At 68.3% G+C, this 25,801-nt stretch carries 7 protein-coding genes and 1 pseudogene; 4 read left to right on the top strand and 4 right to left on the bottom strand.

All coding sequences use genetic code 11. The features are described from left to right. Positions 1–22 precede the first annotated feature (22 nt). Positions 23–17,380 (bottom strand): annotated as a pseudogene (locus QTI20_RS02255) (ESPR-type extended signal peptide-containing protein); the annotation flags it as partial. Between the two features lie 762 nt (positions 17,381–18,142). Between QTI20_RS02255 and QTI20_RS02250 the strand changes: the two are divergent. Continuing rightward, complete coding sequence (locus tag QTI20_RS02250; RefSeq protein ID WP_286550529.1) at positions 18,143–18,634, top strand: dihydrofolate reductase; 492 nt, start codon at positions 18,143–18,145, stop codon at positions 18,632–18,634. Further along, positions 18,631–19,665 carry an NAD(P)H-dependent flavin oxidoreductase gene (locus tag QTI20_RS02245; RefSeq protein WP_286550530.1) on the top strand — a complete coding sequence of 345 codons (1,035 nt, stop codon included), beginning with the start codon at positions 18,631–18,633 and terminating at the stop codon, positions 19,663–19,665. The genes QTI20_RS02250 and QTI20_RS02245 overlap by 4 nt, the downstream gene beginning before the upstream one ends. A gap of 25 nt (positions 19,666–19,690) precedes the next feature. Here the strand turns inward: QTI20_RS02245 and trhA are convergent, their stop codons facing one another. The 3 genes from trhA to QTI20_RS02230 form a co-directional block, all read right to left on the bottom strand. Next, entirely contained in the window at positions 19,691–20,305 is a 615-nt protein-coding gene (trhA, locus tag QTI20_RS02240; protein ID WP_286550531.1) for a PAQR family membrane homeostasis protein TrhA, read from the bottom strand. Between the two features lie 465 nt (positions 20,306–20,770). Beyond that, the gene (locus QTI20_RS02235; protein ID WP_286550532.1) at positions 20,771–21,220 is read right to left on the bottom strand and encodes a hypothetical protein; all 450 of its coding nucleotides are present in this window, start codon (positions 21,218–21,220) and stop codon (positions 20,771–20,773) included. 458 nt (positions 21,221–21,678) lie between these two features. Then, positions 21,679–23,640: a putative bifunctional diguanylate cyclase/phosphodiesterase gene (locus QTI20_RS02230; protein WP_286550533.1), complete on the bottom strand. Its 1,962-nt coding sequence runs from the start codon at positions 23,638–23,640 to the stop codon at positions 21,679–21,681. Positions 23,641–23,943: 303 nt separating this feature from the next. Between QTI20_RS02230 and QTI20_RS02225 the strand changes: the two genes are divergently transcribed. Together QTI20_RS02225 and QTI20_RS02220 are read left to right on the top strand one after the other, a co-directional pair. Then, positions 23,944–24,780, top strand: coding sequence for an ABC transporter substrate-binding protein (locus tag QTI20_RS02225; RefSeq protein ID WP_286550534.1), 837 nt, complete (start codon positions 23,944–23,946; stop codon positions 24,778–24,780). 197 nt (positions 24,781–24,977) lie between these two features. Then, a complete protein-coding gene (locus QTI20_RS02220) occupies positions 24,978–25,673 on the top strand; it encodes an amino acid ABC transporter permease (protein ID WP_286550535.1) in 696 nt (231 codons plus the stop codon). Positions 25,674–25,801 lie beyond the last annotated feature (128 nt).

Below are 25,801 nucleotides of genomic sequence, written 5' to 3'. Positions count from 1 at the left end.
TCCTTGCTTGGATGGAGTCGGCTTACCAGTGGAAGCCCGCGCCGACCGACACGCCGGTCTTGCCGCGCGAGTTGGCCGAGCCGCTGAACTTGATGACCCAGCGCCCGTTGTCCGCCAGCTTGGACACACCGATCGCGACCGCGGCCTGGCCGTCGTAGCCGGCCACACCCGCCGTCCACATGCTCTTGCCCGGGATCGAGGCCTGCGGCATGCCGGCCATCGCCATCGCACCGGCGGTGCCTGCACTCGCATCCCGTGCGTTGTTGCGCATGTCGGTGCGCATCTGGCCGGCGGTCTGGTCGGTGTAGGCGTTGGCATCGCGGCCCATCTGCTTGACCTGGTCGACGTTGGCCGCATCGGTGCCGGCCACGCCCGCCGCCACGTTGTGGATCGCGGTCGCGTTGCCGCCCGATCCGCCCAGCGTGATGCTGCTCTGGTTGACCGAGCCGTCGGCATGGGTGTCGTACTGCACGCTGCCCGCCTTCACGGCCTGCAGCTGGCGCACGTTCACCGCATCGGTGGCTTCGGTACCGCCCGCCACGTTGGTGATCTGGCGCTCGTTGCCCGCACTGCCCACCGACACCGCGCCCTGCGTCGAGTTCACCACCGTGTTGGAGAACAGCTCCTTCTGGCCCGCCATGCCGGCGCGGTCTGCCGTGGCGCCGGCGCCCAGTGCGACGCTGTTGGCGGCGTTCGACGTCGCGCCATTGCCCATGGCGACGGAGCCTGCGCCGGTCGACACGGCCTGCGGGCCGATCGCCACGCTCTCCGCACCAACGGCGGTCGCGTCCGCTGCGTTCGAATTGGCATGGAAGTACTTGATGCCGCCACCGCCCTGGATGTTGCTGAGCGCCTGGTTGGTCGCGTAGAGCTGGCTGCCGTTCACCGCGTCGGTGCTGTTGGCGTTGAGCTGCCCGGCCGCCACGTTGGTGATCTGGCGTTCCTGGCCTGCGCTGCCGACGCTGACCACCCCCACCGGCGCGCCGCCGGCAAAGGTGTAGGTGGTGCCCTTCAGGGTCACGCCGGTGCTGGCAACCGCGGCAGAGGTGGTCGAGTCGTTGCCCAGCGCCACGCTGTTGGCGGTCGAGGCCGTCGCGCCGTTGCCCAGGGCCACGCTCTTGTCCGCCGTCACCGAGGCGCCGGTGCCCATCGCCACGCTGTTGTTCGCCGTGACCGATGCGCCCGAACCCACCGCGGTGCTGTCGTTGCCGACCGAGGTCGGCGCCTTGTAGCTCGCCGGCGAACCCACGACCCACTTGTCACCGGCCGTGGAGACCGATTGGCTGATCGCCTTGAGCTGGGCCACGTTGACCGCATCGCTGTCGGCCGTGCCCGCGGCGACGCCATTGATCTGGCGGAAGATGCCGTTGGCCGCATCGCCCACCGAGACCGCGCCCTGCGTGCTGGTCGTCGCGTTGATCGCGCTCGCCGCACTGGTGCTTGCCGAAGGCGGAACGTAGCCAGCGACACCCGCAGCCGTGTTGGCGACCGAACCCGCCCCCAGTGCCACGCCGCCGTTGCTGTTGGCCACCGCGTTCGGGCCGATGGCGACGCTGTCGGCGCCCTGGGCCTTGCTGTCGGCCGCGCTCGAGTTGGCGTGGAAGTACTTGATGCCGGCGCCGTTGTTGATGTTCTTCACCGTGGTGCCGATCAGGCCGACCTCGATGTTGGTCGCGAACAGCTGGCTGCCGTTGACCGCATCGGTGCTGGTCGCGCTCAGGCGCCCCGCCGCCACGTTGGTGATCGTGCGCTCCTCGCCGACATCGCCCACGCTCACCGTGCTGGTGGGCGCGTTGCCGGCAAAGGTGTAGGCGTTGCCGTTGATGGTGGCGCCGGTCGTGCCCGTGGCGCCGTTCGCCTTCGAGCCGTTGCCCAGCGCCACATCGCCCGCACCGACGGCCACCGCGTTCGGGCCGATCGCCACGCTCTCCTGGCCCTGGGCCTGGCTGTCCGCGCCGCTCGATTTGGCATGGAAGTACTTGATGCCGCCACCGTTGCTGATGTTGGTCACCGTGGTACCGACCTTGGTCAGCTCCTCGTTGGTCGCGTACAGCTGGCTGCCGTTGACGGCATCGGTGCTGTTGGCGCTCAGGCGGCCTGCTGCCACGTTGGTGATCGTGCGTTCCGCACCCACCGAGCCCACGCTGACCGTGCTGGTCGGCGCCACACCGGCGAAGGTGTAGGTGTTGCCGTTGATGGCCGTACCGGTCGTTGCCGTTGCACCGGCTGCGGTCGAACCCGCACCCAGGGCCACGTCACCCGCCTTGCCTGCCACTGCGTTCGGGCCGATGGCCACGCTGTCCAGGCCTTGAGCCTGGCTGTCCGCCAGCGTCGAGTTCGCTCGGAAGTACTTGATGCCGCCGCCGTTGGTGATGTTGGTCACCGTGCTGCCCACATTCGACAGTTCCGTGTTGGTTGCATACAGCTGGCTGCCGTTGACGGCGTCCGTGCTGGTTGCGCTCAACTGGCCTGCAGCGACGTTGGTGATGGTGCGCTCTGCACCTGCGCTGCCGACACTGACCGTGCTGGTCGGCGCCGTTCCTGCGAACGTCACAGCCTTGCCGTTGATCGTCGCACCGACCGTCGGGATGACCCCCGTCGTGACGGAACCACTGCCCAGGGCCACGTCGTTGGCGTTGGTCGCCACTGCGTTCGGGCCGATCGCCACGCTGTCTGTACCCTGCGCAACGCTGTCCGCCAACGTCGAGTTGGCTCGGAAGTACTTGATACCTCCTCCGTTGGTGATGTTCGTCACCGTTGTCCCGACGTTGCTCAGCTCGTTGTTGGTCGCGTACAGCTGGCTGCCGTTGACGGCATCGGTGCTGGTTGCGCTCAACTGGCCTGCTGCGACGTTCGTGATCGTGCGCTCTGCTCCGGCGCTTCCCACGCTCACCGTGCTGGTCGGGGCGATGCCTGCGAAGGTCACGGCCTTGCCGTTGATGGTCGCACCGGCCGTTGCCGTTGCACCTGCTGCGGTCGATCCCGCACCCAGCGCCACGTCACCTGCCTTGGTCGCTACCGCATTCGGGCCGATGGCCACGCTGTCCAGGCCCGTGGCCTGGCTGTCCGCCAGCGTCGAGTTGGCACGGAAGTACTTGATACCGCCACCGTTGGTGATGTTGGTCACCGTGCTGCCGACGTTGCTCAGTTCCGTGTTGGTCGCATACAGCTGGCTGCCGTTGACGGCATCCGTGCTGGTTGCGCTCAGCTGGCCTGCAGCCACGTTGGTGATCGTGCGTTCCGCACCTGCGCTGCCGACACTCACCGTGCTGGTAGGCGCCGTTCCGGCGAACGTCACAGCCTTGCCGTTGATGGTCGCGCCTGCCGTCGCCGTCGCGCCTGCTGCGGTCGAACCCGCACCCAGGGCTACGTCACCCGCCTTGCCTGCCACCGCGTTCGGGCCGATCGCCACGCTGTCCAGACCTTGGGCCTGGCTGTCCGCCAGCGTCGAGTTCGCACGGAAGTACTTGATGCCGCCGCCGTTGGTGATGTTCGTCACCGTGCTGCCCACGTTCGACAGCTCTGTGTTGGTCGCATACAGCTGGCTGCCGTTGACGGCATCCGTGCTGGTTGCGCTCAACTGGCCTGCAGCCACGTTGGTGATCGTGCGCTCTGCTCCAGCGCTGCCCACGCTCACCGTACTGGTCGGGGCGATACCTGCGAACGTCACGGCCTTTCCGTTGATGGTCGCACCGGTCGTCGGGGTGACCCCCGTCGTGACGGAACCACGGCCCAGGGCCACGTCGTTGGCGTTGGTCGCCACTGCGTTCGGGCCGATCGCCACGCTGTCCAGGCCTTGCGCCTGGCTGTCCGCCAGCGTCGAGTTGGCGCGGAAGTACTTGATGCCGCCACCGTTGGTGATGTTGGTCACCGTCGAGCCGACGTTGCTCAGTTCCGTGTTGGTCGCGTACAGCTGGCTGCCGTTGACGGCGTCCGTGCTGGTCGCGCTCAACTGGCCTGCGGCTACGTTGGTGATCGTGCGCTCTGCGCCTGCCGAACCCACGCTCACCGTGCTGGTCGGAGCGATACCTGCGAAGGTCACCGCTTGGCCATTGATTGTTGCCCCGGCCGTTGCAGTTGCACCCGCTGCGGTCGATCCCGCACCCAGGGCAACGTCACCTGCCTTGGTCGCTACCGCATTCGGGCCGATCGCCACACTGTCCAGGCCCGTGGCCTGGCTGTCCGCCAGCGTCGAGTTCGCACGGAAGTACTTGATGCCGCCACCGTTGGTGATGTTGGTCACCGTCGATCCGACATTGCTCAGCTCGTTGTTGGTCGCATACAGCTGGCTGCCGTTGACCGCGTCCGTGCTGGTACCACTCAGGCGGCCTGCGGCCACGTTGGTGATGGTGCGCTCTGCGCCCACTGCACCGACGCTCACCGTGCTGGTCGGGGCGATGCCGGCGAAGGTCACGGCCTGACCGTTGATGGTCGCGCCGGTCGTCGCGGTCGCACCGTTGGCGATCGAGCCATTGCCCAGGGCGACGTCGCCTGCGCCAGTCGCCACCGCGTTCGGCCCAATCGCCACGCTGTTGGCGCCCGTCGCAACGCTGTCCGCCAGCGTCGAGTTCGCCTTGAAGTACTTGATGCCGCCACCGTTGGTGATGTTGGTCACCGTCGAACCGACGTTGCTCAATTCCGCGTTGGTCGCATACAGCTGGCTGCCATTGACCGCGTCGGTGCTGCTGGACGTCAGGCGGCCTGCGGCCACGTTGGTGATGGTGCGCTCCGCGCCCGCCGAGCCGACGCTCACCGTGCTGGTGGGCGCCGTTCCGGCGAAGGTCACGGCCTTGCCGTTGATCGTTGCACCGGTCGTGACCTGCGCGGTGTCCGTCACAGAGCCACTGCCCAGCGCCACGTCGTTCGCGTTGGTCGCCACTGCGTTCGGGCCGATCGCCACGCTGTCCGTGCCCTGCGCAACGCTGTCAGCGAGTGTTGAATTGGCTCGGAAGTACTTGATGCCGCCACCGTTGGTGATGTTGGTCACCGTCGAACCGACGTTGCTCAACTCGGTGTTGGTCGCATACAGCTGGCTGCCGTTGACGGCATCCGTGCTGGCAGCGCTCAGCTGGCCCGCAGCGACGTTGGTGATCGTACGTTCAGCACCCGCCGAGCCGACGCTCACCGTGCTGGTCGGGGCGATGCCGGCAAAGGTCACGGCCTGGCCATTGATGGTCGCACCAGCCGTCGCCGTTGCACCTGCCGCGGTCGAACCCGCACCCAGGGCCACGTCACCTGCCTTGCCTGCCACTGCGTTCGGGCCGATCGCCACGCTGTCCGTGCCCGTGGCAGTGCTGTCCGCCAGCGTCGAGTTCGCCTTGAAGTACTTGATGCCACCACCGTTGGTGATGTTGGTCACCGTCGAACCCACATTCGAGAGCTCCGTGTTGGTCGCATACAGCTGGCTGCCATTGACGGCATCCGTGCTGGCAGCACTCAACTGGCCGGCGGCCACGTTGGTGATCGTGCGTTCCGCACCCGCCGAACCCACGCTGACCGTGCTGGTCGGCGTCGTCCCGGCGAAGGTCACGGCCTTGCCGTTGATGGTCGCCCCGGCCGTTGCCGTTGCACCTGCTGCGGTCGATCCCGCACCCAGGGCCACGTCGCCCGCCTTGGTCGCTACCGCATTCGGTCCGATCGCCACGCTGTCCAGGCCCGTGGCCTGGCTGTCCGCCAGCGTCGAGTTCGCACGGAAGTACTTGATGCCACCACCATTGGTGATATTCGTCACCGTCGATCCGACGTTGCTCAGCTCCGTGTTGGTCGCATACAGCTGGCTGCCATTGACGGCATCCGTGCTGGTTGCGCTCAGCTGCCCTGCGGCGACGTTGGTGATGGTGCGCTCCGCACCCACTGCACCGACGCTCACCGTGCTGGTAGGCGCCGTCCCGGCGAACGTCACAGCCTTGCCATTGATCGTCGCGCCAGTCGTTACGGTCGCACCTGCTGCGGTCGAACCCGCACCCAGCGCCACGTCACCCGCCTTGCCTGCCACTGCGTTCGGGCCGATCGCCACGCTGTCCAAGCCTTGGGCCTGGCTGTCCGCCAGCGTCGAGTTGGCACGGAAGTACTTGATGCCACCACCGTTGGTGATGTTCGTCACCGTCGAACCGACGTTGCTCAACTCCGTGTTGGTCGCATACAGCTGGCTGCCATTGACAGCATCCGTGCTGCTGGCAGTCAACTGGCCTGCGGCCACGTTGGTGATCGTGCGCTCCGCACCTGCGCTGCCGACACTCACCGTGCTGGTCGGGGCGATGCCTGCGAACGTCACGGCCTGGCCGTTGATGGTCGCGCCGGCCGTCGCCGTCGCACCTGCCGCGGTCGATCCCGCACCCAGGGCCACGTCGCCTGCCTTGGTCGCTACCGCATTCGGGCCGATCGCCACGCTGTCTGTACCCTGCGCAACGCTGTCAGCCAGCGTCGAATTGGCACGGAAATACTTGATGCCGCCACCGTTGGTGATGTTGGTCACCGTGCTGCCGACGTTGCTCAGCTCCGTGTTGGTCGCATACAGCTGGCTGCCATTGACGGCGTCCGTGCTGGTTGCGTTCAACTGGCCTGCTGCGACGTTGGTAATCGTGCGTTCCGCACCTGCGCTGCCGACGCTCACCGTGCTGGTCGGGGCGATGCCGGCAAAGGTTACCGCCTGGCCGTTGATGGTCGCACCGGCCGTTGCCGTTGCGCCCGCTGCAGTCGAACCCGCACCCAGGGCCACGTCGCCCGCCTTGCCTGCCACTGCGTTCGGTCCGATGGCCACGCTGTCCAGGCCCGTGGCCTGGCTGTCGGCCAGTGTCGAGTTGGCTCGGAAGTACTTGATGCCACCGCCGTTGGTGATGTTGGTCACCGTGCTGCCGACGTTGCTCAGCTCCGTGTTGGTCGCGTACAGCTGGCTGCCGTTGACGGCATCGGTGCTGGTTGCGCTCAACTGGCCTGCTGCGACGTTCGTGATCGTGCGCTCTGCTCCGGCGCTTCCCACGCTCACCGTGCTGGTCGGGGCGATGCCTGCGAAGGTCACAGCCTTGCCATTGATGGTCGCACCGGCCGTTGCCGTTGCACCCGCTGCGGTCGATCCCGCACCCAGGGCCACGTCACCTGCATTCGTCGCCACAGCGTTCGGCCCGATGGCCACGCTGTCCGTCCCCTGCGCAATGCTGTCAGCGAGTGTCGAGTTGGCACGGAAGTACTTGATGCCGCCGCCGTTGGTGATGTTCGTCACCGTCGAACCGACGTTGCTCAACTCCGTGTTGGTCGCATACAGCTGGCTGCCGTTGACAGCGTCCGTGCTGCTTGCGCTGACCTGACCTGCAGCCACGTTGGTGATCGTGCGCTCCGCGCCCACCGCCCCCACGCTGACCGTGCTGGTCGGCGCGGTGCCTGCGAAGGTGTAGGCGTTGCCGTTGACGGTCGTGCCAACCGTCTGGATCGCGGTGGTTGTCGTGGAGCCACTGCCCAGCGCCACGTCGCTCGCGTTATTGGCCACGGCATTCGGACCGATGGCCACGCTGTTGGCGCCTGTCGCCGTGCTGTCGGGCAGCGTCGAGTTCGCCTTGAAGTACTTGATGCCACCGCCGTTGGTGATGTTCGTCACCGTCGAACCCACATTCGAGAGCTCCGTGTTGGTCGCATACAGCTGGCTGCCATTGACCGCGTCGGTGCTGCTGGACGTCAGGCGGCCTGCGGCCACGTTGGTGATGGTGCGCTCCGCACCCACCGAGCCCACACTCACCGTGCTTGCCGGCGCCGTTCCGGCGAAGGTCACGGCCTTGCCGTTGATCGTCGCGCCAGTCGTGACCTGCGCGGTGTCCGTGACCGAGCCACTGCCCAGGGCCACGTCGTTCGCATTGGTCGCCACGGCGTTCGGGCCGATCGCCACGCTGTCCGTGCCTTGCGCCTGGCTGTCAGCCAGCGTCGAATTGGCGCGGAAGTACTTGATACCACCGCCATTGGTGATGTTCGTCACCGTCGAACCGACGTTGCTCAGCTCCGTGTTGGTCGCATACAGCTGGCTGCCATTGACGGCATCCGTGCTGCTGGCAGTCAACTGGCCGGCGGCCACGTTGGTGATCGTGCGTTCCGCACCCGCAGAACCCACGCTGACCGTGCTGGTCGGCGTCGTCCCGGCGAAGGTCACGGCCTTGCCGTTGATGGTCGTCCCGGCCGTTGCCGTCGCACCTGCTGCGGTCGAACCGCTGCCCAGGGCCACATCACCCGGTCCGGTCGCCACCGCGTTCGGGCCGATCGCCACGCTGTCCTGACCTTGCGCCTGGCTGTCCGCCAGCGTCGAGTTGGCACGGAAGTACTTGATGCCGCCACCGTTGGTGATGTTGGTCACCACCGAGCCCACGTTGCTCAGCTCCGTGTTGGTTGCATACAGCTGGCTGCCGTTGACGGCATCCGTGCTGGTCGGGCTCAGCTGGCCGGCGGCCACGTTGGTGATGGTGCGCTCCGCGCCGGCGCTGCCCACGCTGACCGTGCCGGTCGGCGCGATGCCTGCGAAGGTCACGGCCTTGCCGTTGATGGTCGCACCCGCCGTCAGCGTGGCGCCATTGGCGATCGAGCCGTTGCCCAGGGCCACGTCGCCAGCGCCGTTGGCCACTGCGTCCGGCCCGATGGCCACACTGTTCGCACCTGTGGCGATGCTGTCGGCCAGCGTCGAGTTCGCGCGGAAGTACTTGATGCCACCACCATTGGTGATGTTCGTCACCGTCGATCCGACGTTGCTCAGCTCCGTATTGGTCGCATACAGCTGGCTGCCGTTGACGGCGTCCGTGCTGCTGGCAGTCAACTGGCCTGCGGCGACGTTGGTGATGGTGCGTTCCGCACCCACTGCCCCCACGCTCACGGTGCTGGTCGGGGCGGTACCGGCGAAGGTCACGACCTGGCCGTTGATCGTCGCACCGGTCGTCGATGTGACCCCTGCCGTCACGGAACCACTGCCCAGCGCCACGTCGTTCGGGTTGTTCGCCACGGCATTCGGCCCGATCGCCACGCTGTCCAGGCCTTGGGCCTGGCTGTCCGCCAGCGTCGAGTTCGCTCGGAAGTACTTGATGCCGCCGCCGTTGGTGATGTTGGTCACCGTCGAACCGACGTTGCTCAGCTCCGTGTTGGTCGCGTACAGCTGGCTGCCGTTGACGGCGTCCGTGCTGCTGGTGCTCAACTGGCCTGCGGCCACGTTGGTGATCGTACGTTCCGCACCCGCCGCGCCGACGCTCACCGTGCCGGCCGGCGCGGTACCTGCGAAGGTGTAGGCATTGCCATTGACGGTCGCACCCGTCGTCGCCGTGGCGCCGTTGGCGATCGAACCGTTGCCCAGGGCCACGTCACCCGCGCCGCTGGCCACAGCGTTCGGCCCGATGGCCACGCTGTCCGTCCCCTGGGCAATGCTGTCCGCCAGTGTCGAATTGGCACGGAAGTACTTGATGCCGCCGCCATTGGTGATATTCGTCACCGTCGAGCCGACGTTGCTCAGCTCGGTGTTGGTCGCGTACAGCTGGCTGCCGTTGACGGCGTCCGTGCTGGTCGCGCTCAGGCGACCGGCCGCCACATTGGTGATCGTGCGTTCCGCACCTGCGCTGCCCACGCTGACCGTGCTGGTCGGTGCGGCACCCGCAAAGGTCACAGCCTTGCCGTTGAGGGTCGCACCGGCCGTCTGGATCGCGGTGGTCGTGGTGGAGCCGCTGCCCAGCGCCACGTCGCTCGCGTTCTTGGCCACCGCGTTCGGCCCGATGGCCACGCTGTCCGTCCCCTGCGCAATGCTGTCAGCCAGCGTCGAATTGGAACGGAAGTACTTGATGCCACCACCGTTGGTGATGTTGGTCACCGTCGATCCGACATTGCTCAGCTCGTTGTTGGTCGCATACAGCTGGCTGCCGTTGACCGCGTCCGTGCTGGTACCACTCAGGCGGCCGGCGGCCACGTTGGTGATGGTGCGCTCGGCACCCACCGCGCCCACGCTGACCGTGCTGGCCGGCGTCGTACCGGCGAAGGTCACTGCCTTCCCGTTGAGGGTCGCGCCTGTCGTGGTGTGCACCGTGTCCGTGACGGAGCCGCTGCCCAGCGCCACGTCGCTTGCGTTCTTGGCCACGGCGTTCGGGCCGATGGCCACGCTGTCCAGGCCCTGCGCCTGGCTGTCCGCCAACGTCGAGTTCGCACGGAAGTATTTGATGCCACCGCCGTTGGTGATGTTGGTCACCGTGCTGCCGACGTTGCTCAGCTCCGTGTTGGTCGCGTACAGCTGGCTGCCGTTGACCGCATCCGTGCTGGTGGCGCTCAACTGGCCTGCGGCCACGTTCGTGATGGTGCGCTCTGCGCCCACCGCACCCACGCTCACCGTGCTGGCCGGGGCCGTTCCGGCGAAGGTCACGGCCTTCCCGTTGACCGTCGCACCGGTCGTGACGTGCACCGTGTCCGTCACAGAGCCACTGCCCAGCGCCACGTCGCTCGCGTTCTTGGCCACGGCGTTCGGGCCGATGGCCACGCTATTCGCACCTGTCGCCGTGCTGTCGGGCAGCGTCGAGTTCGCCTTGAAGTACTTGATGCCACCACCGTTCGTGATGTTGGTCACCACCGAGCCCACGTTGCTCAGCTCCGTGTTGGTCGCATGCAGCTGGCTGCCGTTGACGGCATCCGTGCTGGTCGTGCTCAACTGGCCTGCAGCCACGTTGGTGATCGTGCGTTCAGCACCCACCGCACCCACGCTCACCGTGCTGGTCGGCGCGTTGCCTGCAAAAGTCACGGTCTTGCCGTTGACGGTTGCGCCCGCCGTCACCGTGGCGCCATTGGCGATCGAGCCGTTGCCCAGGGCCACGTCGCCTGCCTTGTTCGCCACTGCATTCGGCCCGATGGCCACGCTGTTCGTGCCCTGCGCAATGCTGTCAGGCAATGCCGAGTTGGCGTTGAAGTACTTCGTGGGTGCGCCATTGGTCACGAGCTTGGTCACCGCCTCGTTGGTCGCAAACAGCTGGCTGCCGTTGACCGCATCGGTGCTGGTGTTGCTCAGGCGGCCCGCCGCCACGTTGGTGATCTGGCGTTCGGCACCGGCCGCCCCCACGCTCACCGTGCTGGTGGGCGCGATGCCGGCGAAGGCGTATCCGTTGCCATTGATCGTCACGCCGGTGACCGGCGTCGCGGCCACCGCCGCCGAGCCATCGCCAAGCACCACCGCGCCGGTCAGGCCGGCAGCCACCGACACGTTGTTGCCCATCACGAAGGCCTTGTCGGCCGCGATGGTGTTGTTGTTGCCGATCACGGCCGATCTGTTGCCGCTGACGTTGTTGCCAAGGCCCACGCTCACCGCCTGCGTGCCCGAGGCCTGCGCGCCGTCGCCGATGGCGATCGACGAGTTGCCGCCCGCATTCGCACCCGTTCCCAGCGCCACCGCATTGAGTTTGGACGCCTTGCTCAGATAGCCAATCGCGAGGCCCTGCAAGCCGGACGCATTGGCGCTCGCACCCACGGCTACTGCATAGTTGCTGGATGCGTTGGCATTTTCGCCCACAGCCGTTCCGCTGATACCGGCTGCATTGGCGCTGTTGCCCAGGGCGGTGGCGCTGCCTGCAGTGGCCTTGGTATTCACGCCCAGCGCGGTTGCACCGAAGGCGCTGGCATTGGCATTGGAGCCGATCGCCACCGCGACCTGTCCCGCGGATTGAGCGCCCGGACCCGCCGCCAGGGATCTCGCCCCACCCGACACCGCCTCCGGCCCGATGGCCACGCTGTCCGTACCCTGCGCGATGCTGTCGGCCAGCGTCGAGTTGACGTTGAAATACTTGGTCGGCGCGCCGCTGACCACCAGCTTGTTCACCGCCTGGTTGGTCGCGAACAGCTGGCTGCCGTTGACCGCATCGGTGCTGGTGTTGCTCAGCCGGCCCGCCGCCACGTTGGTGATCTGGCGTTCGGCACCGGCAGCGCCCACGCTCACCGTGCTGGTGGGCGCGGTACCGGCGAAGGCGTATCCGTTGCCATTGATCGTCACGCCGGTGACCGGCGTCGCGGCCACGGCCGCCGAGCCATCGCCCAGCACCACGGCGCCGGTCAGGCCGGCACCGACCGTCACGTTGTTGCCCATCACAAAAGCCTTGTCGGCCGCGATGGTGTTGTTGTTGCCGAGGGCATAGGAGCCCGATCCGGAGACAGTGTTCGGGTCACCGATGGCACCCGAGTTGTTGCCGCTGACCACGTTGCCCCTGCCGATGCTCACCGACTGCGTGCCCGTGGCCTGCGCACCGTCGCCGATGGCGATCGACGAGATCTTGCTGGCGTTGGCGTTGAAGCCGATCGCCACCGAGGTCTGTCCGGCAGATTGAGCGCCCGGGCCTACCGCCAGGGAGCTCGAGCCGCTCGACACGGCATCCGGCCCGATGGCCACGCTGTTGCCGCCCGTGGCAATGCTGTCGGGGCGGGTCGAGTTCGCACGGAAGTACTTGATCCCCGCGCCGTTGGTGATGTTCGTCAACGTCGAGCCCACGTTGCTCAGCTCGGTGTTCGTCGCATACAGCTGGCTGCCGTTGACCGCATCCGTGCTGCCCGCGATCACACGGCCTGCGGCCACGTTGGTGATCTGGCGCTCCGCGCCTGCCGCGCCCACGCTCACCACATCGCCCGCCGCCGGTGTCGTGCCGGCGAAGGTGTAGGCCTTGCCATTGATCGTCGCACCTGTGGTGGCCTGCGCGGCCGCCACCTTCGAGTTGTTGCCCAGCACGACGGCGCCGTCCAGGCCAGTCCCGACCGTGACGTTGTTGCCGAGCACAAAGGCGTTGTTCGACGCCACCTTGTTGTTGACACCCAGCGCACCTGCGCCGTTGCCGCTGACGACATTGCCACCGCCCAAGCTCAGCGACTGCGTGCCCGTGGCCTGCGCACCCTCGCCGATGGCGAGCGACGACGTGCCCGATGCCACGCTCGTTTTCCCCATCGCCACAGCGGATTGACCGCTCGCGACCGACTGGGAACCGACGCCGATCGCATCCTTGGCAGACCCCGTCGCGCCATCGCCGAGCGCCATCGCGCTGTCAAGGGTCGCGCTTGCCTTGTACCCAACAGCCAGGCTCTTCGCACCCGATGCCGCACTGAGTACCCCGAATGCAGCGCCGAGTTCACCGGAAGCACTCGCAGCCGAACCCACAGCGAGCGCACCGAGGCCGGTCGCATTGGCAAACGGTCCCAACGCCACCGCATTCTGGTTGGAGGCCAGACTCCGAACACCCATGGCCACGCCCTGAACACCTGAAGCATTGGCCAACATGCCCAGTGCCAGGGAATTGCCTCCCGTGGCACTTGTCCCAAAGTCCGAGCGTACGCCGATGGCGATGCCGCCGTTCGACGCGACAGCGCCGTTGCCCAGCGCCGTGGACCCGTCCGAAGAATTCGCGCTATCGCCGACGGCCACCCCTGCGTTGGCACGGGCGTTGGTTCCGATGGCAAGACCGTGGAGAACCACCGTGCCCTGGGTCGCGCTCTCTGCCATGCTGTTGGCCCCGATGGCAATCGCCCCGACGGCGGTGGCATTGGCGTTGTTGCCCATAGCGATCGAATCTGCACCGCCGGCCACAGCCTTCGGCCCGATCGCCACGCTCTCCGCACCCTGCGCAATGCTGTCAGCCTGCGTCGAGTTGACGTTGAAATACTTGGTCGGCGCGCCGCTGACCACCAGCTTGTTCACCGCCTGGTTGGTCGCGAACAGCTGGCTGCCGTTGACCGCATCTGTGCTGGTGTTGCTCAGCTGGCCGGCGGCCACGTTGGTGATCTGGCGTTCGGCACCGGCGGCGCCCACGCTCACCGTGCTGGTGGGCGCGGTGCCGGCGAAGGTGTAGGCGCTGCCGTTGAGGATGACGCCGGTGACCGGCGTCGCGGCCACGGCCGCCGAGCCATTGCCCAGCACCACGGCGCCGTTCAGGCCAGAGGCCACATTGACGTTGTTGCCCATCACGAAGGCGTTGTTGGCCGCGATGGTGTTGTTGTTGCCGACCGCATAGGAGCCCGAGCCGGTCACGGTGTTCGGGTCGCCGAAGGCGCCCGAGTTGTTGCCGCTGACCTTGTTGCCCGTGCCCACGCTCAAGGATTGCGTGCCGGTGGCCTGCGCGCCGTCGCCGATGGCGATCGACTGCGCGCCCGATGCCAGGGCGTTGTTGCCGAAGGCCAGCGCGCTGGTGTTCGAGGCCTTCGAGTTGAGGCCCATGGCCACGCTCTGGCCCCCGTTGGCCGTGGCACTGGCGCCAACGGCCAGCGCGTTGGTGCCGGAGGCCAAGGCGGCATTGCCCAGCGCCGTGGCATTGTTGGCCCATGCATTGGCGTTGTTGCCGACCGCGACCGCGTTGTCGAAGCGGCCGACGGAGTTCGCGCCGACGCTGACCGCGCTGCTGCCGGACGCGTTGGCACCTGTGCCCAAGGCCACGGCATTGGCGTTGGAAGCCTTGCTCAGATAGCCGAGCGCCACGCTTTGCGTGCCCGATGCATTGGCGCTCGAGCCGGCGGCCAGCGTGTCGTCGGCCAGTGCCCTGGCACCGTTCCCCAAGGCCGCCGACCGGAGACCGGCGGCGTTACCGTTTTCACCCACGGCCACGGCGCTGTTGCCGGAGGCGATGGCATTGGTGCCCATGGCCATCGCGCTGCTGTTGGACGCATTCGCGCTGTTGCCCAAGGCGATCGAGGATCCGCCCGTGGCCTTGCTGTTGACGCCCAGGGCGCTGGCACCGAAGGCGGCGGCATTGGCACTGGAGCCGAGCGCCACGCTCTGATCGCCTGAAGCCACGCTGTTTCCGCCCAACGCGGTGCTGGTGGCGCCGGAAGCCTTGGCGCTTGCGCCCATCGCCACCGCATTGAGCTTGGTGGCCTGGCTCAGGTACCCCACCGACACGCTCTGCTGACCCGATGCATTGGCGCTCGAGCCGGCGGCCAGCGCGTCGTCGGCCAGTGCCCTGGCGGTGTTGCCGAAGGCCGCGGACCGGCTGCCGGTGGCCGTGCTGCTTTCGCCCGCGCTCAATGCGCTGGCGCCGGATGCGACGGCGTTGGTGCCCAGGGCCATGGCGTGGATGTTGGACGCGCTCGCACCGTTGCCCAGCGCGACGGCGCTGTTGCCGGTCGCCTTGCTGTTGATGCCCAGGGCGCTGGCACCGAAGGCACTGGCATTGGCACCGGGGCCCACGGCTACCGCGTAGTCGGCGCTCGCCCTGGCGCTGCCACCCACGGCCACTGCGTTGGAGCCCGTTGCGTTGGCGCCTTCGCCCAGGGCCGCGGCGCTGTTGCCGGCCGCGACGGCGCTGTTGCCCACGGCGGTGGCACTGCCGGCGGTGGCCTTGCTGTTGACGCCCATGGCGGTGGCACCGAAGGCGCTGGCATTGGCATTGGGGCCGACCGCCACCGCCATCTGCCCCGCGGACCGCGCGCCCAGGCCTGCGGCCAGGGAGCTGTCCCCGCCCGACACGGCATCCTGCCCGATGGCCACGCTGTTGGTGCCCAGGGGGTTGCTGTCCGCGCCGCTCGAGTTGGCACGGAAATACTTGGTGGGCGCGCCGTTGGTCGCGAGGTTGGTCACCGCCTGGTTGGTCGCGAACAGCTGGCTGCCGTTGACGGCATCGGTGCTGCCCGCCGTCACGCGGCCCGCGGCCACGTTGGTGATCTGGCGCTCGGCCCCCGCAGCCCCCACGCTCACCGTGCTGGAGGGCGCGGTGCCGGCAAAGTTGTAGGCGGTGCCGTTGAGGGTGACGCCGGTGACCGGCGTCGCGGCCACCGCCGCCGAACCATTGCCCAGCACCACGGCGCCGACCAGTGCGGCGTTGACCGAGATGTTGTTGCCCATCACGAAGGCGTTGTTGGCGGCGACGGTGTTGTTGTTGCCGATCGCGCCCGAGTTGTTGCCGGTGACCTTGCTGAAATAGCCCACGCCCACCGCCTGCGTCCCCGCAGCCTGCGAGCCGTCGCCGATGGAGACCGACGAACTGCCGCCCGCGTTGGCGCCCGTTCCCAGCGCCACGGCATTGAGTTGGGACGCCTTGCTCAGGTAACCGACCGCCAGGCTCTGATTGCCCGAAGCCGTGGCGGTGGGGCCGACGGCCAGCGCGTAATCATTGGTCGCCAGGGCGGTGGCACCCACGGCCACGGCGCTGTTGCCGGAGGCCGTGGCACCGTTGCCTGTGGCGATCGCGTTGGTGTTGGAGGCCTTCGAGTTCAGGCCGATGGCCACGCTCTGTCCACCCGAAGCCGTGGCACTGGGACCGGCCGCGGTCGAATCGCTGCCCGAGGCCGCGGAGGCATTGCCCACGGAAATCGCGTTGGCGCCGGTCGCCCTGGCGTTGTTGCCGACCGCCACCGCGTTGGCAAGGTTTGCAAGAGTACTTGCGCCCACGGCCACGGCGCTGTCGCCTGAGGCGGTGGCACCGTTGCCCGTCGCGACCGCGTTGGTGTTGGATGCCTTTGAGTTCACCCCGACGGCCACGCTCTGATTGCCCGAAGCCGTGGCACTGGGGCCTGCCGCGGTCGAATCGCTCCCGGAAGCGGCAGAGGCATTGCCTGCAGAAAGCGCATTGGCGCCGGTCGCCTTGGCGTTATTGCCAACCGCCACCGTGTTTGCAAGGCTCGCAAGGGTGTTCGTACCGACGGCCACGGCACTGCTGCCGGCGGCATTGGCGGCGGTGCCTGCCGCCAATGCATTGGCGTTCGACGCCTTCGAAGTTGCCCCAACGGCCACGCTCTGTAGACCGGAAGCCGTACTCTGACTCCCAACTGCTACAGCTAGCGAATCTGATGCCAGGGCGGAATTGCCCATGCTGACGGCCGACCTCGCCAGCGATTGCGCACCCGCACCGATGGCGACCGCGGTGGCCGCCGTCACGTTGGACACCACGCCAATCGCGATCGAACTTGGCGCGTCGGTGAGCGTCCCACCAATCGCCACCGACGACCCGCTGTTGGTCACCGTGCTGAGCCCATTGATGAAGACGAAGCTGTTCAGGGAGTTGCTGACTGGCGTGATGTTCGAGGTTCCCGACCCGCCGGGCTTGAAGACAACCGAACCACCCGACGCCCTGTCCAACGTGATGTCGTTCCCTATCAAGATGGAACTAGCGGAGTTGTTGTGCACGCCCATGCCAAGGGCAATGGCATTGTTCGCATAGACCGAGGTGTCGACGCCGATGGTGACCCCGGCTCCGATGCCACCGATCCATGACCCAGGTCCATAGGCTACCTGCTTGTTAGGTTGACTGACGGAGCCGTCGTCCAGCGCCCCCGCCACCGCAGGCGCCATCACCCCCGCCTGCAGCAGCACCCCCGCCGCCAGCACCGCCCTGGCCGCCTTGCGGCTGCGGCTGGATTTCCCTCGCCCTGTCGCCAGCTCCGATGCGGCGACCCAGGCGCCCAGCGACTCGTTCCAGATGGTTTTGTATGACTTGTTCACGTGAATCCCCCTCGATGAATGGATGAATCCGAGCCCATCCCGCCATGAAACATTGAGCGAGATAAGCAACTTAAAAAGAGACGTTCGTCAACGGATTTATGCACGATCCGCGGATTGCAAACTTTAGTTGAGGAGAAAATTCGCCATCACGAATATTCAGAACGGAGAATATGAAAAGTGCGCACTCGGATGATTTAGCGCACGCACGATCGGGCGGGTTGAATCGTGGCGTCCGCCAGCCGCACGAAGGGCGCTCCAAAGCAAGCCGGCGGCGGCCTCTCGCGCGAAGAAAAATGGCCATTCCCAGAGGGAAAACGCCGGCTCGATCGCGTGCTTTGGTCACAGTGATCCGGGTGGCACGCAGCGCTGTCAAGCGCCCCCGCATCGCCCCAAAACCAACGATTCAGCGCCTCAATTCCTTGGCGAAAAATCCTGAATCCACTGGACTTTCGCGCGATTCCAGCGGGCGCTCAGGCGGAAAAAATGACATTTCTTTTGCAAGAAGAGACAGAGCATCTTCATCATTTTTTAGACAAAAGATTTACTCCCTACGTCATCATCTCGGCCAAAATTCAATAAACCTATAACGGATGTTCAATCAGACTTAACGAGAACGAATTAACCCCCGACAGCCGCTCCCGCCTCGCAATGTCGCCCCCTCAGGCGTCCCGCCGGATAATCGGGCGCTCCACCCTCCTGTCCGGCCCGATGCCGGGCTCGGCCCCCGCAAGACAAGCTCCCACACCCATGCGCCTCAACCTGATCTATGCATCCGCCGCCAACGGCGTGATCGGCAAGGACAACGCCCTGCCCTGGCACCTGCCGGAGGACATGGCGCACTTCAAGCGCATGACGGCCGGTTGCCCGGTGCTGATGGGCCGCAAGACCTGGGATTCGCTGCCGCCGAAGTTCCGCCCGCTGCCGGGGCGGCGCAACATCGTGCTGACGCGCCAGGCCGACTGGCAGGCCGCGGGCGCCGAGCGCGCGGCCGACCTGGGCCAGGCGATCGCGCTGTGCGCCGATGCGGCCGAGGTGTGGGTGATCGGCGGCGCGCAGATCTATGCCGAAGCCGCGGCGTTGGCGCAGCGCGCCGTGGTGACCGAGATCGCACAGGACTTCGAGGGCGATGCGCACGCGCCCTCGCTGGGCGCCGGCTGGTGCGAGACCGCGCGCGAAACGCATGTGTCGAGCACCGGCCTGCCCTTCAGCTTCGTGACGCGCGAAAGGAGCGACGCATGAACATCCGCGAACTCTTCGGCATCGAACTGCCGATCGTCCAGGCCCCGATGGCGGGCATCCAGGGCAGCGCCATGGCCGTGGCCGTGTCGAACGCCGGCGGGCTGGGTTCCTTGCCCTGCGCCATGCTCACGCCCGAAGTGCTGCGCAGCGAGCTGCAGGCGATCACGGCCCAGACCACCCGCCCCTGGAACCTCAACTTCTTCTGCCACACGCCGCCCGCGCCCGATGCGGCGCGCGAGGCCCGGTGGCGCGCGGCGCTCGCGCCCTTCCATGCCGAGTTCGGCATCGACCCCGCCACCATCCCCGAGGGCGGCGGGCGGGCCCCCTTCAGCGAAGCCATCGCCGAGCTGATCGCGCCCTTCCGGCCGCCGGTCGTGAGCTTCCATTTCGGGCTGCCCTCGGCCGCGCTGCTGGCGCGCGTCAAGGACTGGGGCGCCAAGGTGCTGTCCTCGGCCACCACGGTGGAAGAGGCGCGCTGGCTCGAGGCGCACGGTGCCGACGCGGTGATCGCCCAGGGCCTGGAGGCCGGTGGCCATCGCGGCATCTTCCTCTGCGACGACCTCTCCACGCAGATCGGCACCTTCGCGCTGCTGCCGCAGGTCGTGCAGGCGGTGAAGCTGCCGGTGATCGCGGCCGGCGGCATCGCCGATGCGCAGGGCGTGGCTGCGGCCATGGCGCTGGGCGCCGCCGGCGTGCAGGTCGGCACCAGCTACATGCTGTGCCCCGAGGCCACCACCACCGCGCTGCACCGCGCCGCCCTGCAGAGCCCGCGGGCCGAGCACACGGTGCTGACCAACCTGATCACCGGCCGGCCGGCGCGCGGCATGCGCAACCGCCTGCTCGATGCGCTGGGGCCGCTCAGCGATGCGCCGCCGGCCTTCCCGCTGGCCACGGCCGCGCTCGCGCCGCTCAAGGCCGCAGCGGAGAAGCTGGGCCGCGACGATTTCTCGGCGCTGTGGTCGGGGCAGAACGCGAGCGGCTGCCGCGCGATCCCGGCCGCCGAGATGACGCGCCGCCTGGCCGGCCTCTGAGCGCCGGACCGGACTTCAGCCGCCTTCAGGCCAGCAGCGAGCGCAGCGCGATGCAGTGGCTCGCGCTGCCGCCCAGCACGAACAGGTGCCAGACGCCGTGCGCATGGCGCCAGCGGCCGTCGCGCGCGTAGAAGAGCACGCCGCCGGTGTAGAGCAAGGCGCCGGCCAGCAGCCACGGCAGGCCGGCGGCGGGAAAGCGCTCGACGATGGGCAGCACGGCCGCGAGGCCGATCCAGCCCATGAGCACATAGAGCGCGACCGCCGGCGGCCTCTCGCGCGCCGGCAGCAGCTCGCGCGCCACGCCGTACAGCGCCGCGGCCCAGACCGCCGCGAACAGGCCCCAGCCCCAGATACCGCGCAGCGCGACCAGCGCCAGCGGCGTGTAGGTGCCGGCGATCATCAGGTAGATCGCGCAGTGGTCGGCGCGCGCCCAGGCCGCCTTGGCGCGGCCGCGCGTGCCGTGGAACAGCGTCGAGGCGGCATAGAGCGCCACCATCGCCGCGGCGAACACGCTGAAGCTCACCACCCGCCGGGCGTCCTTCGAAGCGGCGGCCTCGCCGATCAGCACCACCGCCGCGGCCAGCGCCAGCAGCAGGCCGAGCCCGTGGGTGCAGGTGTTGAGTCGCTCGCCTTCGTGCATGCGCCTGTCCTTTCGAGCCGTGCCGCCGGCGGACGCGCGGCGACGACCCGAGTCTGGCGCGCGCGAATGTCGGGCACATGACGCGGGCCGTGCACGGCCGACGGGCACACCGCCGCTGCCGGCGACGTGCCGCGCAGGGGAAACTGCCATCACGCCCATCGCCCGACCTCGCCCCCTGCCCGGTGGCTTCCCGCACTGCTCTGCGCGCTGCTGCGCTGGCTGGGCGGCAGCCTCCCCGCGCACGGTTCTCGCGGCCAGCCGGCCGCGGGCCGGGGGGCGGGGGGCGGTCTTCCGGCTGACGCTGCCTTTGGCGGCGAACGCCACCGACACTTGAGCACGCCCATGGGCACCCTCCGGCCGATCCGGCGCGCGGCTCGGCCCGAACCCGCATCAGCCCGCGTCAGCGTTTTCCCAGAAGCGGCGAACGGCCGATCTTTTCCACCGGTGTCGGCACCGGGCGGCGCCTCAGGGCAGCATGCTTTCCGTCGGCAGCACCAAGGGGCGCTGCTGCGCCAGCTCGGCCGAAGGCCCGCACCGCACCAGCCGCAGCCGGAACTCCTCGTCGTCGAAGGGCGCGAGGATGAAGTCGCGCGGCAGCACCCAGCGCACCTGGTGCACCGCGTCGATCTGCCGCTCCTCGAGGATCAGCAGGCCGGACACCGAGTTGGAGATCATCCGGCAGACCCGCTCCAGGCCCAGCACCACCCGCGACACGTCGCCGGGGAAGGCCATCACCAGCAGGTCGAAGCGCTTGGCGCTGGCCAGGCAGGCCGAGACGAGCTCGTCGACGGCGGCGAAGGGCTGCGCCTCGTACCCGATCGCCTCCACCATCGCGCAACAGCGGCGGCGCAGGGTCTCGTCGCGCGCGAGCACCCCGGCGCAGGCGGGCTTGGCGAACTCGGGCCGGGCGGACATTCGCCTCACGCCCCGGCGCCGCCCGGGCCCGGCACCCACCGGATCGCCATGCAGCAGGCGGGCGCGCCCGCGGGGTCGCGGGTCGTCTGGGAAGAGCGGGTTGGGGTCATGCGTGCAGTCAACATCGGGGTCGGAGAAGCCCGGCGCCGCCGCGGCGCAGCCGCACGGACGGCGGCCTGGGGAGCTCGCGAAGCGCACGGGACTGCCTGCGTCAAGGACGATGGGCAGGGTCATTCTTATGGCCTGCAGGACGAGCGTCATGGGCCATTCATGACCATTTATGACCGTTCATGACGGTCGCCCGGCGCCCATGCCTCGCCGTCCCTCTGGTGCGTGGACCCGGCGCCAGGCGGGCGCGCGCAGGCCTCGAAAAAGGCGGTTTCAGAAAACGCGGGCAAGCGTGACATCCGTCACGCGGAGCTCGCGGCCCCGGACCCGACTCCGGACGCTCGCGCGTCTCAGGACATCGACTGCCGCTGCAGCGCCCAGGCGGCGATCTCGGGCAAGGGCGCGGGCCGGGCGAAGTGGTAGCCCTGCGCCAGGGTGCAGCCCAGCGCGCGCAGGGCGTCGAGTTCGTCGTGGGTTTCCACGCCCTCGGCCACGACCTGGATGTTGAGCGAGTGGCCGAGCTGCACGATCGAGTTGACCAGCACGGTGTTGCCCGGCGAGGCCGACAGGCCCGAGACGAAGCTGCGGTCGATCTTGACCTGGCCGACGTACTCGCTGCGCAGCGAGGCCAGCGACGAGTAGCCGACGCCGAAATCGTCGACCACGATGGTCACTCCGGCCGTCGAGAGCGCGGCCAGCCGGGCGCGGGTCGCATGGCTGTCGAGGGCCACCTCCTCGGTGATCTCGATGTGCAGCCGGCTCGGCGCGATGCCGTGCGCGCGCAGCATGCCCAGCACGATGTCGTCGACGGCCAGCTGCCCCATCTCCCGCGGCGAGACGTTCATCGCGATCGGCACCCGGGCCAGCGCCGAGCCTTCGGCCTCCAGCTGGTGCATCGCCAGGCAGACTTCGTTGAGGATGTGGCGCAGCAGTTGCTCGGCGACGCCGGTGCTGGCCGCCGCGAAGACCACGCGCTCGGGCGCGACGCGGCCGTGCCGCGGGTGGTTCCAGCGCAGCAACGCCTCGAGGCTGTGGATCTGGCCGCCCTCACTGGTCACGATCGGCTGGTACCAGACGCCGATCGCGCGCGTCTCGATCGCGTAGAGCAGGTCGCGCTCGACGTCGCGGCGCGTGGCCAGGCGCAGGTTGAGCGCCTCGTCCACGACCTGGTAGCGGTTGCGGCCGGCGCGCTTGGCCTCGTAGAGCGCTTCGTCCGCCAGGTCGAGGGCCTCGGCGATGTCCACCGTGCCCGCGCCGTCGGACGTCGCGATGCCGATGCTCACGCCCAGGTGGCCGCCGTAGTGCGCGGTGGCGAAGGGGATCGCGGCAATCAGCGCCTCGGCCACCGCCGCGGGCTGCTGCGCGTCGCCGCGCGGGCAATAGAGCACCGCGAATTCGTCGCCGCCCCAGCGGCTGAGGATCGCGTTCAAGGACCACAGCTCGCGCTGCAGCCAGTCGCCCACGTCCCGCAGCACCCGGTCGCCGGCCTTGTGGCCGAAGGCGTCGTTGACCGCCTTGAAACCGTCGAGGTCGAGCAGCAGCAGGCACAGCGGGCGCCCGGGCCGGGCCTCGATGTACTGCATCGTGGCCTGCATGAAGCCCTCGCGGTTGAGCAGGCCGGTGAGCGCGTCGTACGAGGCCCGCCGCGTCAGCTCCTGCGCCGAGGCCTGCAGATGCTGGTGCGCCTCGCGCAGTTGCGAGGCCATGGCCGTCGCCTCGTTCTTCAGGCGGCTGCCGGCCCGGAAGGCCTTCTGGCTCTGCAGGGAGCCGCGCACCAGCGCCGCGAGGTACAGCAGCACCATGGCCGCCAGGCTCAGCCGGTCGAAGCCGCCCGCATACACCAGGCAGCCCATGACCGACAGCAGCGCCGGGATCACGAAGCTGATCGGGACCGCCGCGTAGGCGATGCCGTAGGTGGCGGCGCCGGCACAGATGCCGCACACCACGGTCAGGTAGAACAGGGTCTGCGGCGAGGTGTAGCCCGCGCACAGCAGCGGGATCAGCGCCCAGACCCCGCCCGACGCCGCGGCGCAGAAGCCGGCCAGCCGCAGGTGCCACTCCACCGGCCTGGCCTGCGCCGAGACCGCGACCCCGCGTTCGGGCGTGACGCCCGGCGAGGGCGCGAAAGGCAGCCGGCAGATGAAGATGCGCGCCCCGTTCACCGAGAGCGACAGCAGCAGCCACCACAGCCCGCCCACGGTGTGCCCCGAGTTCAAGGCCACCAGCGCGGCCGCCAGGCTCAGCGCGACGTTGATCGGGATGGCCGCGAGCACGCTGCGCCGAACCATCACGAGCTGGTCGGTGCGGACCATGCGTGACAAGACCTCGGTATCGACGGGCGCGACGAGCGCTGGAGGGGACACGCGAAGGTTCATGACAAGAGGCGCGCCGCCCGGGTCAGCCCCGGCGGCGTAGGAATATGCGGCAAGTTTACAGAATGGTACAAATCGCCGCCGCGCCCGGGCCAGGTCGAGCATCCCGGCGCGGCGGCCCGGAATTTGAATATGCCGAAACGGTTGTTCCCAAACCCCGGCGACCTGTTTAGTCTCGCGGCCGGGGGAGAGACCGGCGCGTCGCCGGTCGGACCCAGAACCGCTTTCACGGAGAACAAGAACATGCGCATCCGGCCCATCGCCACCCTCGCCGCCTCCCTCGTCGCCGCCACCTTCGGGCTGGCCGGCCTGGCCCATGCCGACCAGCTGGCCGACATCCAGAAGAAGGGCGAGCTCGTCGTCGGCGTGCTCGGCACCGACGAGCCGGCCACCTTCATCGACCCCAAGACCCGGCAGATCGTCGGCTACGAGGTCGACCTGGCCAATGCGATCGCCAAAAAGATCGGCGTGAAGACCGTGCTCAAGCAGATCGCCGTGGCCGCGCGCATTCCCGAACTGCAGCAGGGCCACGTCGACCTGGTCGCGGCCGGCCTGACGCACAACAAGGAGCGCGAGGCGCAGATCGACTTCTCGCTCACCACCTTCGTGACCGGCCAGAAGGCGATCGTGAAGAAGAGCAGCGGCATCACCGAGGTGCCGCAACTCGCGGGCAAGAAGGTGCTGACCATCCGTGGCGGCACGCAGGAACCCAACATCCGCAAGGCCGTGCCCAACGTGGAAGTCGTGACCTTCGACACCAGCCAGCAGGCCTTCCAGGCGCTGCAGCAGGGCAAGGGCGTGGGCTACGTCGACGACGAGGCCGCGCTGCTGCGCAGCTACGCCAAGCTCGGCGCGCAGAAGGCGCAGTACGTGGTGCTCAAGCAGAACCTGAGCACCGAGGCGCTGGCCATCGGCATCAAGAAGGGCGAGACCGGCCTCAAGGCCGTGGTCGACAGCGCGCTGCGCGAGCTCGAGACCTCGGGCGAAGCCCAGAAGATCTTCCTCAAGTGGTACGGCCCGAACACGGCCTCGGGCTTCCAGACCCGCGACTTCAAGCTCGACAGCGACAAGATCGACTGAGTCCGGGTCTTTCTCCTTCCCCCTCCGGGGGAAGGCCGGGATGGGGGCTAGCGGCCTTTGCACATGCGGCAGGCGTGACGCGTTGATCGCCGTCGCGCCCCCACCCCCACCCTCCCCCAGCGGGAGAGGGAGAAAATCCAGCGCTTCCGCCACCGGGCGGCGCAAATCCCAGGCCGCGGTGCTACCGTCGCTTCCCCATGCCCCTGTTCGACTACTCCTTGCTGCTCACCGGCAAGTACCACGACATGCTCGTCGCCGGCCTGCTGCTGTCGCTGCAGCTGCTGGCCGTCTCGCTGCTGTGCGCGCTGCCCATCGCGCTGGGGGTCGCGCTGCTGCGGCTGTCGCCGCTCGCGTGGCTGCGCGCCGTCGGCTTTGCCTACGTCGAGGCGATACGCAACGTGCCGCTGATCGCCCACATGCTGTTCTGGTATTTCGGCGCGCCCGAGCTGCTGCCCGAGGGCCTCCGCGAGAAGCTCTATGCCGGGCCGATCGAGGCCATCAGCGCGGTGATCGCGCTGTCGCTCTACACCGCGGCCTTCATGGCCGAGGACATCCGCAGCGGCATCCGCGCGATCCCCTCGGTGCAGATGGAAGCCGGCCGCGCGCTCGGCTTCGGCTTTCTCGCCACCATGCGCCGCGTGATCCTGCCGCAGGCGCTGCGCGTGACCGTGCCGCCGCTGATCTCGCAGACGCTCAACCTCTGGAAGAACACCTCGATCGCCACCGTGATCGGCGCGGCCGAGCTCATGTACCAGGCCGGCCAGGTCGAGAGCGAGACCTTCCGCAGCTCCGAATCCTTCGCCTTCGCCACCCTCGCCTACCTCTCGGTCTCGCTGGGCATCACCGGGCTGGCGGCCTGGTACCACCACCGCTTTCCGGTGCGCACGATATGACGTTCTCCCCCAGTCTCCGCGCACTTCGTGTCGCTGCGCCAACCCCCTCGCCGGGGGCAACACCAGCGGCCCGGCAAAGCCGGTTCCGCGGTGTTCCTGGCCTGGGCCGTGCAGGTTGCATCCATCGC

The sequence above is a fragment of the Variovorax sp. J2P1-31 genome (assembly GCF_030317215.1).
Lineage (GTDB): Bacteria > Pseudomonadota > Gammaproteobacteria > Burkholderiales > Burkholderiaceae_C > Variovorax.
Note: the sequence above shows the minus strand (reverse complement) of the source record. Positions and strands in the feature narration are given on the sequence as shown.